This is a genomic window from Mesorhizobium sp. B1-1-5, assembly GCF_006443065.1.
Classification (GTDB): Bacteria; Pseudomonadota; Alphaproteobacteria; order Rhizobiales; family Rhizobiaceae; genus Mesorhizobium.
In genome coordinates this window covers 1-15,364 of sequence record NZ_VFWS01000017.1, presented here as the reverse complement: position 1 = coordinate 15,364, position 15,364 = coordinate 1, and the positions used below count along the sequence as shown (strand labels likewise).

Annotated in this window: 14 protein-coding genes; 6 read left to right on the top strand and 8 right to left on the bottom strand. The window is 63.0% G+C overall.

All coding sequences use genetic code 11. From position 1 onward, the window contains the following. Window positions 1–18: 18 nt before the first annotated feature. The 4 genes from FJ980_RS08935 to FJ980_RS08920 form a co-directional block, all read right to left on the bottom strand. Entirely contained in the window at window positions 19–1,035 is a 1,017-nt protein-coding gene (locus FJ980_RS08935) for an esterase-like activity of phytase family protein (protein ID WP_140542550.1), read from the bottom strand. Next, window positions 1,032–2,930 (bottom strand): cobaltochelatase subunit CobT, encoded by a 1,899-nt coding sequence (gene cobT / locus FJ980_RS08930; RefSeq protein WP_140542549.1) that lies wholly within the window; start codon window positions 2,928–2,930, stop codon window positions 1,032–1,034. Before cobT ends, FJ980_RS08935 begins: the two co-directional genes overlap by 4 nt. Before the next feature lie 55 nt (window positions 2,931–2,985). Beyond that, entirely contained in the window at window positions 2,986–3,972 is a 987-nt protein-coding gene (cobS, locus tag FJ980_RS08925) for a cobaltochelatase subunit CobS (protein ID WP_140542548.1), read from the bottom strand. Window positions 3,973–4,097: 125 nt separating this feature from the next. Beyond that, window positions 4,098–4,721, bottom strand: a complete 624-nt coding sequence (locus FJ980_RS08920) for a J domain-containing protein (protein WP_140542547.1) — start codon at window positions 4,719–4,721, stop codon at window positions 4,098–4,100. Between the two features lie 225 nt (window positions 4,722–4,946). On the opposite strand from FJ980_RS08920, the gene FJ980_RS08915 reads away from it, so the two are divergent. Next, on the top strand, window positions 4,947–5,249 hold the full coding sequence (locus FJ980_RS08915) for a BolA family protein (RefSeq protein WP_095767436.1): 303 nt from the start codon (window positions 4,947–4,949) through the stop codon (window positions 5,247–5,249). Between the two features lie 4 nt (window positions 5,250–5,253). On the opposite strand, the gene FJ980_RS08910 is transcribed toward FJ980_RS08915, so the two are convergent. Then, complete coding sequence (locus FJ980_RS08910) at window positions 5,254–6,060, bottom strand: alpha/beta hydrolase (protein ID WP_140542546.1); 807 nt, start codon at window positions 6,058–6,060, stop codon at window positions 5,254–5,256. Between the two features lie 276 nt (window positions 6,061–6,336). Here FJ980_RS08910 and FJ980_RS08905 point away from each other — a divergent pair, with 276 nt between their 5' ends. From FJ980_RS08905 to FJ980_RS08895, 3 genes are read left to right on the top strand one after another with little or no spacing between them, the layout of a single operon-like run. Further along, window positions 6,337–8,286 carry a PrkA family serine protein kinase gene (locus FJ980_RS08905; protein ID WP_095767435.1) on the top strand — a complete coding sequence of 650 codons (1,950 nt, stop codon included), beginning with the start codon at window positions 6,337–6,339 and terminating at the stop codon, window positions 8,284–8,286. A gap of 19 nt (window positions 8,287–8,305) precedes the next feature. After that, on the top strand, window positions 8,306–9,616 hold the full coding sequence (locus FJ980_RS08900) for a YeaH/YhbH family protein (RefSeq protein ID WP_140542545.1): 1,311 nt from the start codon (window positions 8,306–8,308) through the stop codon (window positions 9,614–9,616). Window positions 9,617–9,644: 28 nt separating this feature from the next. Then, entirely contained in the window at window positions 9,645–11,192 is a 1,548-nt protein-coding gene (locus FJ980_RS08895) for a SpoVR family protein (RefSeq protein WP_140542544.1), read from the top strand. 270 nt (window positions 11,193–11,462) lie between these two features. Here FJ980_RS08895 and FJ980_RS08890 read toward each other — a convergent pair whose 3' ends face one another. The 3 genes from FJ980_RS08890 to FJ980_RS08880 are packed head-to-tail and all read right to left on the bottom strand — an operon-like array spanning window position 11,463 to window position 14,118. Continuing rightward, window positions 11,463–12,356 (bottom strand): transporter associated domain-containing protein, encoded by an 894-nt coding sequence (locus FJ980_RS08890; RefSeq protein ID WP_140542543.1) that lies wholly within the window; start codon window positions 12,354–12,356, stop codon window positions 11,463–11,465. Beyond that, window positions 12,353–13,492: a 3-dehydroquinate synthase gene (gene aroB / locus FJ980_RS08885; protein ID WP_140542542.1), complete on the bottom strand. Its 1,140-nt coding sequence runs from the start codon at window positions 13,490–13,492 to the stop codon at window positions 12,353–12,355. Before aroB ends, FJ980_RS08890 begins: the two co-directional genes overlap by 4 nt. Further along, on the bottom strand, window positions 13,489–14,118 hold the full coding sequence (locus tag FJ980_RS08880; RefSeq protein ID WP_140542541.1) for a shikimate kinase: 630 nt from the start codon (window positions 14,116–14,118) through the stop codon (window positions 13,489–13,491). Before FJ980_RS08880 ends, aroB begins: the two co-directional genes overlap by 4 nt. A gap of 190 nt (window positions 14,119–14,308) precedes the next feature. Between FJ980_RS08880 and FJ980_RS08875 the strand changes: the two genes are divergently transcribed. Together FJ980_RS08875 and FJ980_RS08870 are read left to right on the top strand one after the other, a co-directional pair. Next, window positions 14,309–14,461, top strand: a complete 153-nt coding sequence (locus tag FJ980_RS08875) for a hypothetical protein (protein ID WP_042643428.1) — start codon at window positions 14,309–14,311, stop codon at window positions 14,459–14,461. 36 nt (window positions 14,462–14,497) lie between these two features. Continuing rightward, window positions 14,498–15,364: site-specific tyrosine recombinase XerD (locus FJ980_RS08870; RefSeq protein WP_140542540.1), on the top strand; the 867-nt coding region annotated here is incomplete at its 3' end.

The following is a 15,364-nucleotide window of genomic DNA, read 5'->3' as shown; positions in this document are numbered from 1 at the left end:
CATGCCGGCCAGCCGTCGTCAATCCTGGTGCAGGATGAATTCCAGGTAGAGGTTGCGCTGCAGGATCGAATGGTTGTCGTCGGATATCAGCGACACCATCAGCGCGCCGTCGTCGCGGGTCCAGACGTCGAGCCCTTCCATATTGTCGATCTGGTAGCCCATATCGGCCTCCATCAGCACCGGCCCGTCGGCGACCGCGCCCTTCTCGACGCTTTCGCCATAGATGCGCCGCAGCCGCATCTTCACCCCGCGCGCGATCGAAAAACTGCGCTCCAGCAGCAGCAGATCGCCGTCCGGCAGGAAGGCGCCGTCGGTTACGTCGAAATCGCCGTCGCGTCTGACGGTGAAGACGCCCTTATGCGGCCCCTCGATGATGGCGGCATAGACGTTGCCAGCTTCGTCGAGGCTCCTCTCCGAGACCACGATCAGGCCGCCCGCGTGCTGCCCATAAGCGTTGGCATGGGTGACGGTCTCGAAACCGCGGTTCTGGCGCAGCTCCTCGGCGGGGACCTGATAGTCGAGCTGCCTGACCGGGGCTTTCATATTGTCGGGATCGATCTTGAACTGGGCGACGCGCTGGTCGCGCTCAAAGCCGACGGTGGCGATACCGTCCCTGACCGCGAGCCCCTCAGCGTCGACCTCCCATTTCCGGTCGATCGGCCGGCCCGAAGCGTCGACCATCTGCTGCATGCGGAAGTTCGAAACGCCCGACGGACGTCGGTCGGCGTCATGCGTGATCGTGCCGAAGAACCAGAAGCCGGTGTCGGCGACGCCGATGAAATCGCTGCCCGGCTTCAGAAAGCGAAAGGCCGACAGCGCGCCGAAATCGCGCGCCGGCGAGGTCATCTCCAGTCCGCCGACGAATTCGAGCGGCCCGAACCGCGTCTCGTCGCGGCCGATATGGAACTGCCCGATCGGCCGCGCCGAAATCTCGGCCGTTTCGACGGGAGTTCCCGGAGCGGCAATTGCCGGCGATGCGCAGGCCAGCACGCAGGCGAAAAGCGTCCGCCGCGCACACCGCCCCGAAAGGATCATCCGGCGCGTCGCAATCCGCCGCGCCGCGTGTCGCGCGCGCTCTCCTCGCCGAACAGCGAGGCGAGCTGCTCGGTCATGGCGCCGGCGAGTTCCTCGGCATCGACGATCGTGACGGCGCGGCGATAATAGCGCGTGACGTCGTGGCCGATGCCGATCGCCAGCAGCTCGACCGGCGAGCGCGTCTCGATCAGCTCGATGACCGCCCGCAGATGCCGTTCCAGATAGTTGCCCGGATTGACCGACAGCGTGGAATCGTCGACCGGCGCGCCATCCGAGATCATCATCAGGATCTTGCGCTGCTCGGGCCGGCCGATCAGGCGGTTATGCGCCCATAGCAACGCCTCGCCGTCGATGTTTTCCTTGAGCAGGCCCTCGCGCATCATCAGCCCGAGATTGCGGCGCGCGCGCCGCCATGGATGGTCGGCTGATTTATAGATGATGTGGCGCAGGTCGTTGAGCCGGCCGGGGTTAGGCGGCTTGCCGTCCTTCAGCCATTTCTCGCGCGCCTGCCCGCCTTTCCACGCCCGCGTGGTGAAGCCGAGTATCTCGACCGATACGCCGCAGCGCTCCAGTGTGCGCGCCAGAATGTCGGCGCAGGTCGCGGCGACGGTGATCGGCCGGCCGCGCATGGAGCCCGAATTGTCGAGCACCAGCGACACCACCGTGTCGCGGAACTTGGTGTCGCGCTCCTGCTTGAAGGACAGCGGCTGCATCGGGTCGATGACGACGCGCACCAGGCGGGCCGGATCGAGATAGCCTTCCTCCAGGTCGAAATCCCAGGAGCGGTTCTGCTGCGCCATCAGCCGGCGCTGCAGCCGGTTGGCGAGCCGCCCGACGACGCCGGAAAGGTTGGCGAGCTGCTTGTCGAGGAAGGCGCGCAGCCGGTCGAGCTCCTCTTCCTCGCACAGCTCCTCGGCGCCTACCGTCTCGTCGAAGGCGGTGGTGAAGACCTTGTAATCGATCTCTTTCGGCAGGTTCAGGAACGGATTGTCGTTGCGCTTGGCCTCGCCCGGCGACTCGGCGTCGGCGTCGTCCTCATCTGACAGGTCGTCGGAGGTGGCGTCGGTCGCTTCGGTCTCGGCCGACTCTTCGTCGTCGGCGGAGGCTTCGGCATCTTCCGATTGCGACTGCTCGGAGCCTGAATCCTCCTCGCCGCCTTCCTCGCTCTGTTCCTCGCCCTGCTGCTCGTTCTCTTCGTTTTCCTCCGAGTCGTCGGTTTCCTGGTCGTCGCCGAGTTGCTCGGCCATCTCCATGGAAACCAGCATGTCGCGCACGACGCGGGCAAAGGCCTGCTGGTCCTCGAGCTTGGCCGACAGGCCGTCCAGGTCGCTGCTCGCCTTTTCCTCGATCCAGGGACGCCAGAGATCGACCAGCCGCTCGCCGCTCTTCGGCACGGAACGTCCGGTGAGCTTCTCGCGCACCATCAGCGCAATCGCTTCCTCGAGCGGCGCGTCCGCCTTGTCCCTGACGTCGACGAGGTTCGCCTTGGCGTATTTGTCCTCAAGCATCGAGCCGATATTGTCGGCCACGCCCTGCATGGCGCGGCTGCCGATCGCCTCGACGCGCGCCTGCTCGACGGCGTCGAAGATGGAACGCGCCAGCTTGCCTTCCGGCGCCAGCCTGTTGTGGATGCGCTGATCGTGACAGGCGCGCTTCAGCGCCATGGAATCGCCCAGGCCGCGCGTGATCGCAATGTCGTTGCGGGACGCTTTCTTCGGCAGTTCGGGCAGGCGCGCGCGGTTGCCGGCCAAAGCCGGCCGGTCCTTGGCAAAACCGACCTCGAGGTCCTTGTCGCCGGCGACGGCGCGCATGCACACGGTCACCGCGCGCTTGAAGCTGTCGGCTTCAGACCCGTTCTTCGGCTTGTTGCGCGTGTTGTCGCCTGGACCCGCCATGATCATTCCCTGCGCGATTCATGCTGAAAGGCTGGAGGCCTTTTCAGCCGCGCGCCTACCCCAGCACCACGTTCGCGGCGCTCTCCGGCAGATCCTCGCCGAAGGCGCGCTGGTAGAACTCGGCCACCACCGAACGCTCCAGCTCGTCGCATTTGTTGAGGAAGGTCAGCCGGAACGCCATGCCGATATCGCCGAAAATTTCGGCGTTCTCGGCCCAGGTGATGACGGTGCGCGGGCTCATCACGGTCGACAGGTCGCCGTTGATGAAGGCCGAACGCGTCATGTCGGCGACGCGCACCATCTTGTTGACGATGTCCTTGCCCTTGCTGTCGCGATAGTGCTTGGCCTTGGCCAGGACGATATTCACTTCATTGTCGTGCGGCAGGTAATTGAGCGTGGTGACGATCGACCACCGATCCATCTGCGCCTGGTTGATCTGCTGGGTGCCGTGATAGAGGCCCGTGGTGTCGCCGAGGCCTACCGTGTTGGCGGTGGCGAACAGCCGGAACGCAGGGTGCGGGCGGATGACCCGGCTCTGGTCGAGCAGCGTCAGCCGGCCCGACGATTCCAGCACGCGCTGGATGACGAACATCACGTCCGGACGGCCGGCATCATATTCGTCGAAGCAGAGCGCCACATTGTGCTGATAGGCCCAGGGCAGGATGCCGTCGCGGAATTCAGTGACCTGCAGCCCTTCCTTGACAACGATCGCGTCCTTGCCGACGAGGTCTATGCGGCTGACATGGCTGTCGAGGTTGACGCGCACGCAGGGCCAGTTGAGCCGCGCCGCGACCTGCTCGATATGCGTCGACTTGCCGGTGCCGTGATAGCCCGACACCATGACGCGGCGGTTGTAGGCAAAGCCGGCGAGGATCGCCAGTGTCGTCGCCTTGTCGAACAGATAATCCGGGTCGATGTCCGGTACATGCTCCGTCGCCGCCGAATAGGCGGGAACGACCATCTTGGAATCGAAGCCGAATTTCTCCTTCACCGGCACGGTCGTGTCGGGCAGGTTGGCGATGTCGCGATCGACCTTGTTCATCACTATCAACGTCTCCACGGGCGAAACGCCGCGTTTCGCCGGCAATCGATTTTGTCCGGGGGCGGTCTTAGAGCCTTTTCCAACCATATGAAAGTTGGAAAAACGACTTGGTACCGTGGGGCCGCTCAGCACAATCCTGCTTGCTTGAGCACGCGATAGGCCTGCAGCACATCGCGGAACCGGTCTTCCGAACCTCTGTCGCCGCCATTCGCATCCGGATGGTGACGCTTAACGAGTTCCTTATAGCGCGCCTTGATGTCCTGACCAGTCGCCTTTGTGTCAAGGCCAAGCGTTTCCAGCGCCTTGGCCTCAAGTGGCTTTGCCTTGCGCTCGCGCGGCTCGCGTGCTCCGCCGCTGAACAGGTTGAAGGGATCGCGCATGCGGTTGTAGTAGCCGGCCCGCCCCGAACGCTGCTGCGCGAAATCCGGCGCCGAGCGTGTCCCGCCGACATTGGCGCCCATGCGCCATGTCGGCCTGTGGCCGGTCAGCGCCTCCTTCTGGAAGCGGGCGATCTCTGTGTCCGATACGCCGGAGAAGTAATTGAAGCCCTTGTTATACTCGCGCACATGGTCGAAGCAGAAGCGAAAATACTCGCCCTCCTTGAGGCGCCCGACCGGCGCGCGATGCGTGCCGGCTTCGTTGCAGCCGTCCCACTGGCAGATCGGCGCGCGCGACTTCAGCTCCGCGTCCTTCTCCGGCCGAATTCGAATTTTCTCGAAATATTTGGGATACGCTTTCATCTCACCCATTTATGGGCTGTTCGCATATGCGAAACAAGAATTGACATTTCGCCGATGATCGCCCTAACCGCTGAATCGCGGCTTAAAAGCGGTCGAAATTCAAGATTTTGCGGCTACGCCGTCAACAAAATGCGGCTATGCCCTCGCCAACAAGGTGCGGCCACGCCGTCAACAAATTGCGGCCAACCGTCAACAACTTGCGGCTATGCCGTCAAATGGGGAAGGGAAACCCGGATGTCCATACAGTCGACAATTGAAAACAAGCTGAAAGCGGCATTTTCGCCCGAACGGCTTGCCGTCATCAATGAGAGCCACCTTCACGCCGGTCATCATCACGTCGAGTCCGGCCACCACGCGACGTTCGACGGCGCCGGCGAGACGCATTTCCGCGTTCGCATCGTTTCGCCGAGCTTTGCCGGCATGGCTCGCATCGAGCGCCACCGTGCCGTCAACGAATTGCTCGCGGACGAACTGAAGGCCGGCGTGCATGCGCTGGCGATCGAGCCGGCGGCACCCGGCGAGAAGACGCGCTGGTAAGCTCTCAGCCGACGCTCGCCTTGAGGAAGGCCAACACAGCCGCGGTCAGGGCGTCGCCGTCCTGGCCGAAATCGCGATTGATCGACATATGCGTATAGGCGCTGCCGTCGAACAGCGTGACCTTGGCGCCGGTGGCGCGCAGGCGTCCCGCGAAAGCCTTCGACGCTTCGCCTCGCCCGGGCGCGCGCGAATAGGCGATGAAGGTCGGCGGATGTTTCCTGCCGTCGACATGGGTCGACGGCGATAGCGCCGCCCATTGTGTCGGGTCGGGAAAGGCACGCGCATAGGCGCCCACCATGCCGCCATTCCTGGATAACGCCACAAGATCATAGGCCCTGGTATCGTCCAGGATCAGCGCGGCGACACCGGGCAACCCGCCGCGCATGCCGGTCAAGGCGATAAGATGGCACCCGGCCGAATGGCCCATGCCGACGATGCGACTGGGATCGCCGCCGTATCGGGCGATGTTGGCGCGCACATAGGCATAGGCCTTTTCGACGTCGCCGGCCTGGGTGGCGACATCGGCTTCCGGCAGCATGCGGTAATCGATCGAGATGAACACGAATCCATTGGCGAGCAGGAAGTCCGGCTTTGAGCCGACTTGGCTGCGTTTGCCGAACCGCCAGGCGCCGCCATGGACAAAGAAGACCACCGGCAAGTTGTTTGCGTCGTCCGGCGCGTAGATGTCGAGCTTAGCCGGACCGTAATCGACGGTTTGCGGTGCCTGCCGGCCCGGACGACTGGCGGCTGACGCACCTGCCGGCAGCAGCGCCCCCAGCGATGCCGCGATGAAGCCGCGTCGATCGATCATCGTCATCTCCGGCCAGGTTGCGGCGCAAGCGCGCCGCGCACCTCGATTGGATCAATAATGACAACTTGTGGGTAGCAAACCAAATCAGGACCTTGAAGCTCCGCCGGCAATCACCACGTATTTCTGGGGCGAGCATTTTCGGCCGCGTCGGGTATCCCCCGGGTCAATGCCAGATTGCATGCGCTATCCTTCATGTGAAGGGAACAAACAGTGCTTTCCGGCAGTTGATGCAGCGATGAGCCGATTGGCAGCCCACCGGCTCCGAGGCAAAGCACCATGCGCGAGAACCAATCAGACGTCTTCGATCTGTTTTCGGAGATTTATTCCAACGCGGCTCAGGAAGAGATCAGCCTGCAGCAATATCTCCTGGCCTGCCGCGAAGACAAGTCCATGTATGCGTCGGCGCCCGAACGCATGGTCGAGGCGATCGGTGAGCCGAACCTGGTCGACACCAGCAAGGACGAGCGGCTCGGCCGCATTTTCTCCAACCGCACCATCAAGGTCTATCCCTCCTTCTCCGATTTCTACGGAATGGAGGATACGATCGAGCGCATCGCCGGATATTTCCGCTATGCCTCGCAGGGCCTCGAGGAGCGCAAGCAGATCCTCTATCTCCTCGGCCCGGTCGGCGGCGGCAAATCCTCACTGGCCGAACGGCTGAAGAAGTTGATGGAGGAGCGCCCGATCTACACGCTCAAGGTCGGCAACAAGATCAGCCCGGTCTTCGAATCGCCGCTCGGGCTTTTCCATCCCGATCGCATGGGCGATCTGCTGGAGGACAAATACGGCATCGCCCGCCGCCGCCTGAACGGACTGATTTCGCCCTGGGCGGCCAAGCGCCTCGACGAACTGTCGGGCGACATCTCCAAATTCAGCGTGGTCAAGCTGATGCCGTCGCGGCTGCGCCAGATCGCCATCGCCAAGACCGAGCCCGGCGACGAGAACAATCAGGATGTCTCGGCCCTGGTCGGCAAGGTCGACATCAGGCAGTTGGAGCACTTCAGCCAGTCCGACCCGGACGCCTACTCCTACAGCGGCGGCCTCAACCGGACCACGCAAGGGCTGCTCGAATTCGTCGAGATGTTCAAGGCGCCCATCAAGGTCCTGCACCCATTGCTGACGGCAACCCAGGAAGGCAGCTACAACGGCACCGAGAATTTCGGTGCCTTCCCCTATCAGGGCATCGTCGTGGCCCATTCCAACGAATCGGAATGGCAGCAGTTCAAGAACAACAAGAACAACGAAGCCTTCCTTGACCGCATCCTCGTGGTCAAGGTTCCCTATTGCCTTCGTGTTACCGAGGAGAGGCACATTTACGAGAAGCTGCTGCGCGAGAGCGAGCTGGCAAACAGCCCCTGTGCGCCCGAAGTGCTGGACATTCTCAGCCGCTTCACCGTCTCGACCCGCCTTGCCGAACATGAGAACTCGCCGCTCTACACCAAGATGCGCGCCTATGACGGCGAGAACCTCAAGGAGATCGACCCCAAGGCCAAGTCGGTCCAGGAGTATCGCGACGCCGCCGGCGTCGACGAGGGCATGACCGGGGTCAGCACGCGCTTTGCCTTCAAGATCCTGTCGCAGACGTTCAACTACGACACCAAGGAGGTGGCGGCCGATCCCGTGCACCTGATGTACATCCTCGAGGAGGCCATCAAGCGCGAGCAATTCCCGAAGGAAACGGAGGCCGCCTTCCTCGAATTCATCAAGTCGGAACTCGCGACGCGCTATGCCGAGTTCATCGGCCATGAGATCCAGAAGGCCTATCTGGAATCCTACAGCGAGTACGGTCAGAACCTCTTCGACCGCTACATCGCCTATGCCGACGCCTGGATCGAGGATCAGGACTACAAGGACCCCGACACCGGCCAAATCCTCAACCGCGAGGTGCTGGACAAGGAATTGTCGCAGGTCGAAAAACCGGCCGGCATCGCCAACCCCAAGGACTTCCGCAACGAAGTGGTCAAATTCACCTTGCGTGCCCGGGCGCGCAACCATGGCCGCAATCCCTCCTGGACGAGCTATGAAAAGCTTCGCGAGGTCATCGAGAAGCGCATGTTCGGCCAGGTCGAGGACCTGCTGCCGGTGATCAGCTTCGGCTCCAAGCAGGACAGCGTCACGGAGAAGCGGCACAACGAATTCGTGCAGCGTATGGTGGAACGCGGCTACACCCAGCGGCAGGTTCGCCGGCTGGTCGACTGGTACATGCGCGTGAACAAGGCGGGTTGAGCAAAGCCGGGACGGTTCCATGCCGATCTTCATCGACCGCCGCCTGAACCCGAAGGACAAGAGCCTGGGCAATCGCCAGCGCTTCCTCCGACGCGCCCGTGATGATCTCAAGCGTAGCATCCGCGACCACGTCCGGACAGGTCGTATCGCCGACATTGACCGCGAGCATGCCGTGCCGATGCCTCGCAAGGGCACAAGCGAACCGACCTTCGGCGACGACAAGGAAAGCGGCAGGCGCCAGCACATCCTGCCCGGCAACAGGACATTCAGCCCTGGCGATCTTATCTCCAAACCGGGCGGCGGCGGAGGCTATGGATCGGCTCCAGGGACCACGGAATCCGAAGACGACTTCCGCTTTGTGCTGTCACGCGAGGAAGTGCTCGACCTTTTCTTCGAGGACCTCGAACTGCCGGATCTGGTCAAGCTCAATCTCAAGCAGATACTGAGCTTCAAGCCGAGACGGGCAGGCTTCACGGCAAGCGGAGCGCCGACCAACATCAATGTCGGACGCACGATGCGCAACAGCCATGGGCGCCGCATCGCGCTCAGGCGTCCCAAGCAGGCGGAGTTGGACGCAATCGCCCTGCAGATTGCCGAGCTTGAAGCGAAGCCGGCAAGCGCGGCGATGAGCGAACGCATCGCTGCCCTGCGCGAGGAGTTCGACCGGATCGAGCGCAGGCGCAGGCGAATTGCCTATGTCGATCCGGTCGATATCCGGTTCAATCGCTTCGATCCCCAGCCGGTGCCGAACGCCAGCGCGGTGATGTTCTGTCTGATGGACGTCTCCGGCTCGATGGGTGAGCGCGAGAAGGATCTGGCCAAACGCTTTTTCGTGCTGCTGCATCTGTTTCTGACACGGCGCTACGAACGCACCGAGGTCGTCTTCATCCGCCACACTCACGAAGCCAAGGAGGTGGACGAGCATACGTTCTTCTACCACACCGAAAGCGGCGGCACGGTCGTCTCCACCGCGCTCGAGGAAATGCACCGCATCATCGAGGAACGCTACCCGGTCGCCGAATGGAACATCTACGCCGCCCAGGCCTCCGACGGCGACAATTTCGCCACCGATTCCGAGCGCTGCATAGAACTGCTCGACCGCAAGCTGATGCGGCTTTGCCAGTATTTCGCCTATGTGGAGATCATCGACGAGCGGGAGAGCCACATTTTCGGCTCGACCGAGAACGGAACGTCGCTCTGGCGCGCCTATAACGCCGTCGACGGAAAATGGCCGAATTTCCAGATGAGGCGCATCGCCGCGCCGGCCGACATATACCCGGTCTTCCGCGAGCTCTTCGCCAGGCAACCTGATCTGCGCAAGAGCGCTTGAGGACTGAGGCTCGAAGGGACATAGGCCGATGGTCAGCCAAGCGCGCAAATCCGAATTGCTGTTTTCCGGGTCGGACTGGGATTTCAACAAGCTGTCCCGGGTCTATGACGAGATCGAAGCGATCGGCCTCGAAGAGCTTCGCCTCGACATCTATCCGGTGCAGATGGAGATCATCTCTTCCGAGCAGATGCTCGACGCCTATTCGTCGGTGGGCATGCCGCTGATGTACCGGCATTGGTCATTCGGCAAGCACTTCCTCTATAACGAACTGCTCTACCGTAAGGGCGCACGCGGTCTGGCCTATGAACTGGTCATCAACTCCAATCCCTGCATCGTCTACCTCATGGAAGAAAACACCATGGCCCTGCAGGCTTTGGTGACGGCGCATGCCGCGCTGGGACACAACCATTTCTTCAAGAACAATCACCTTTTCCGGCAATGGACGGACGCCGGCGGCATCCTGAGCTATCTGGATTTTGCCAAGAGCTACATAGCCCGATGCGAGGAACGGCATGGCCTGGCAGCCGTGGAGGCAATCCTGGATTCGGCCCACGCGCTGATGGAGCAGGGTGTGTTCCGCTATCATCGGCCGCCGAGACTGTCGTCCGAGCAGCAGCGCGAAGGGCTGCGCGAGCGCCTGGAATACGAGGAGCGTTCGTTCAACGATCTCTGGCGGACACTACCGCCTTCGCAAGAGAGCGACGATACCAAAACAGCCGGTGACGACGACGCGGCCGAGCGGAAGAAATCGCTCAATCTGCCAGAGGAGAACCTGCTCTATTTCCTCGAGAAGAACAGTCTCGTCCTTGAGCCCTGGCAGCGCGAGATCGTCAGGATCGTGCGCGTCATCGCCCAATATTTTTATCCGCAGCGGCAAACCCAGGTGATGAACGAAGGTTGCGCGACCTTCGTGCATTACACGCTCATGAACATGCTGTTCGACCGTGGCCGCATCAACGAAGGCGCCATGCTCGAAATCCTGCGCAACCACTCGAACGTGGTCTTCCAGCCGGCCTATGACGACCCGCGCTTTTCCGGCATCAATCCCTATGCGCTGGGTCTCGACATGATGCAGGACATCCAGCGCATCTCGACCGCGCCGACCGCCGAGGACCGCGACTGGTTTCCCGACATCGCCGGCCGCGGCGACTGGCGCGACACCTTGCTCGACGCCTGGGCCAACCATCGCGACGAATCCTTCATCCGGCAGTATCTGAGCCCAAGGCTGATCCGCAAATGGCGCCTCTTCGTGCTGGCCGACGGTGCCGACGAGCCGCACTATGAGGTGGCCTCGATTCACAATGAGCGCGGCTATGGCAAGATAAGGTCGGCGTTGGCGCAAAGCTACGATATCGGCGCCAACCGTCCCGATATCCAGGTGGTTGACGTCGACCTGCTCGGCGACCGGCATCTGCGGCTCAAGCACGTGGTCAAGGATGGCGTCATGCTCGAGGGCCAGAGCCGCGACGCGACGCTGCGCCATATCCGCAACCTCTGGGGCTATGATGTCAGCCTGGCGGCAATCGATGCCGGTACCGGCGCGATGCTCAGCGAGCGTTGGACCAAGGAGCTTTGAGCCGGGTCTCTGAGACGCCTGCTTTCTTAGGCGTACGGGTTTTGAAAGGTTGTCGGGCGGCAAGATTTTCACCGTTCGCTTCGGTGAGATCAGCGCAAACGCGGGTCATTGGCTGAAGCCTTCCAACCTCGTCATTCCAGGGCGGAGCAGCCGCAAAGCGGCGTCGCGGAAACCCTGGAATGACGAGGCCGGACAGTTTCGGCCAATCTCCAAGACATGCCGCCTGCCAACGCGACATAGCCGACCAGTCAAGATCTCCGTGTTAGTGCTCTAACCCTCGCTGGCGGGACGTATCCTCAATCGGGCGATGCGGTTCTTCTCGCGCTTCATCACCACGAAACGCTTGCCGTGGAAGGTGAAGGCCTGCTTCTCCTCCGGGATCGACTGCGTCTCATGAATGACGAGGCCGGCGATCGTCGTGGCTTCCTCGTCCGGCAGGTCCCAGTCGAGCGCGCGGTTCAAATCGCGGATTGGCACCGTGCCGTCGACCACGACCGAGCCGTCGGCCTCTTTTTTGACGCCCTGCATGTCGATGTCGTGCTCGTCGGCGATCTCGCCGACGATCTCCTCGATGATATCCTCCAGCGTCACCAGCCCTTCGACCTCGCCATACTCGTCGACGACGATGGCGAAATGCGCCTTGCGCCGCAGGAAGGCGTTGAGCTGTTCCTGCAAGGTGGTGGTGTCCGGCACGAACCACGGCTTGGCCGCGATCTTCATGACGTCGATCCGCGAAAAATCGTTGCCGACCTCGTTGAGGGCCCTCAGCAGATCCTTCGCGTGCAACATGCCAACGATGTTGTCGAGCGAGCCCTTCCATAGCGGCATGCGGGTGTGCGGACTCTGCAGGATCTCGCGCACCACCGCCTCCGGCGCATTGTCGGCATTGACTGAGCGCATATTGGTGCGGTGGACCATGACATCCGACACTTCGAGCTCGTCGAGATCGAACAGGCCCTCGAGCCGATTGCGCTCCTCGGCAGCCGTGCCCTCGCGGCGGGGTTCGTCGCCGTCTTCATCCTTGCCGTTGCGCTCGGACCGCTGCGGCGGCTCGATCGGCCGCAACGCATAGCCGCAAGCGGCAAGCAATCGCGCGCGGAAGAAAAGCGCCAAAAGCACGATGGCGGCAAGGACGGCGGCGACGATCCAGCCGACGCCGTTCATCTGGGATGGCTCATCTCGAGCCATCCGGGATGGCTCGATTTGAGAAAGGAGAGCACTTCCGAGGACGGCACGTCCTTGGCGATGAAAGCCTGGCCGATGCCGCACGTCAGGATGAAGGTCAGGGCGCCGCGCGAAACCTTCTTGTCCTGGGTGATGAAGCCGAGCAGCGCCTCGGCATCCGGCAGCTCGCCTGGAATATCGGCCATCCGCCACGGCAGGCCTACGGCGCGCAGATGCGCTTCGACGCGCTCCGCGTCGTCGGGGCTCGCCAGGTTGAGACGCGCCGAGAAGCGGTGCGCCAGCGCCATGCCGACAGCGACGCCCTCGCCATGGACGAGCCGGCTCCCGTCATACTGCGTGGCAGCTTCGAGCGCATGACCGAAAGTGTGGCCGAGATTGAGCAAGGCGCGGTCGCCGGTCTCGAACTCGTCGCGGGCAACGACGTCGGCCTTGGCGCGGCAGGCCTCGGCGATCGCCTCGACCCGCGCCGGACCGCCGGCGAAAACGTCCCGCCAGGTCTGTTCGAGCCAGGCGAAGAAGGCCGGGCGGTCGATCAGCCCGTATTTGGCAAGCTCGGCATAGCCGGCGCGGAACTCGCGGATCGGCAGCGTGTCGAGCACCTGGGTGTCGGCGAGTACCAGCCTGGGCTGGTGGAAGACGCCGACGAGGTTCTTGCCGCGCGCGCTGTTGATGCCGGTCTTGCCGCCGACGGAAGAATCGACCTGCGCCAGCAGCGAGGTCGGGATCTGCACGAAATTCATGCCTCGGCGCACGATGCCGGAAGCAAAACCGGCAAGGTCGCCGATGACGCCGCCGCCGAGCGCGATCACCACGTCGCGGCGTTCGAGCCTTGCCCCGAGCACGCCGTCGACCACTTCCTCCAGATGGACGAAACTCTTGGTCTTCTCGCCCGCGGGCAGCGTGATGACAGCGGACTGGATGCCGCCTTTGTCCAACCCAGCCTTCAGCGTGTCGAGATGCGCGGCGGCGACATTTTCGTCGGTGACGATGGCCGCGCGGGTACCGGGAAGCCGGCGCGCGATCTCCTCGCCGGAGCGCGCCAGCAATCCTGAGCCGATCAATATGTCATAGGCGCGGTCGCCGAGACCGACCTCGACCTTCACCGGTTCGCTCACGACTGAACCTCGTCAGTTGTGGCGCTCGTAGCGCCCGTTGCGATCGCGTCGATGCCAAGATGGGCGCAAAGCGCCGCGACGACTTCGCCGGCGATGATCTCCTTGCGGTCGTCGCGCGTCGGCACAGTCAGGTCGGCGATGGCATAGACCGGATAGCGCTCGCCCATCAGCTTCTCCAGCACGCCACGCGGATCGGGATTCTTCAAGAGCGGCCGGTTCTGCTTCTTCGAAACGCGCTCCATCAACAGGTCCAGATCGGCCTTCAGCCAGACCGATACGCCATGCGCGGAAATCGCCTCGCGCGTTTGCGCATTCATAAAGGCGCCACCGCCGGTCGACAGCACCTGCGGTCCGTTCTCCAGCAGACGCAGGATCACCCGCTGCTCCAGCGCGCGGAATTCCGGCTCGCCATAGCGCTCGAACAACTCCGGCACCGTCATGCGCGAGACGCTTTCGATCTCCTGGTCGCTGTCCATGAAGGGCAGCGACAGCATCGTCGCCACCTTGCGGCCGATCGCGGTCTTGCCGGCGCCCATCAGTCCGACGAAGACGATCGACCGGCTTCCGAGCCGTTCGATCAGCGCGACGCGGCCTTCGTCCGTCGGATTTGGTGGCAGAGCGTTCATCGGGGCCTCTTTGCGCCGTATCGACATCAAAAGCCTGTTTGCGTCAAGCACGGCCGGACAAACGGCCGCGAAGCTTCACCGGCAAAACCTCCTGTTCAGCGGAGTGCTTCGTGCTTGAATTGGCCGGATTGGCGTCCCATAAGGGCACAGGGCTTTGGAAACGCAGAACAACAAGACGGGCGAAAATTGAATGCCGACTTTGTTTCGCTTCGTCGTGACGCTGGCGGTTCTTGCAGGCATTGCCTATGGCGCGATGTTCGCGCTGGCGATGTTCGTGGAGCCGAAAAAGGCGGAAATGAGCATCCGCATTCCGGCTGAAAAGCTCAACCCGAAGAAAAACTGACCCACGAAAAACCAACAAAGAGCTGATCCCGGCCCGATGAACAGCGCCGCCCGCATCGAAGCCTTCCTCGAGATGATGAGCGCCGAGCGAGGCGCGGCCGAGAACACGCTTTCGTCCTATCGTCGCGACCTGGACGATGCTTCCGAAGCGATCAAGGGCGGACTGGCGGGCGCGGGATCGGCCGACATCCGCGCCTATCTCGACGACATCGCCGCGCGCGGCTTCGCGCCGACCTCGCAGGCGCGCAAATTGTCGGCGATCCGCCAGTTCTTCAAATTCCTCTATGCCGAAGGGCTGCGCGGCGACGACCCGACCGGCACGCTGGACAGCCCACGCAAGGGCCGGCCGCTGCCGAAGACGATGAGCGAAGCCGAGACCGGGCGCCTGCTCGACCGGGCTGCGCAGGAAGCCGGAGAATCCGGGCCGGACGGCGACAGGCTGGCTGCGTTGCGCCTGCACGCGCTGGTAGAAGTGCTCTACGCAACGGGCTTGCGCGTGTCGGAACTGGTCGGCCTGCCGGTCACGGTGGCGTTGCGCGACGATCGCTTCTTCATGGTGCGCGGCAAGGGCGACAAGGAACGCATGGTGCCGCTCTCGACCAAGGCGCGCGCCGCCATGCGCGCCTGGCTCGCCGCAAGGGCCGAGCGGCCGGCCTTTGCCGAGAGCCCGTTCCTGTTTCCGGCCTCTTCCGATAGCGGCCATCTCTCCCGGCAGGTTTTCGCCCGCGATCTCAAGGGGTTGGCCGCGCGGACGGGGATCGCCGCGGCAAAAATCTCGCCGCATGTGCTTCGCCATGCTTTTGCCAGCCATCTCCTGCAGAACGGCGCCGATCTCAGAGCCGTTCAGCAACTGCTGGGCCATGCCTGCAAGAACCGCCAGCGTCACGACGAAGCGAAACAAAGT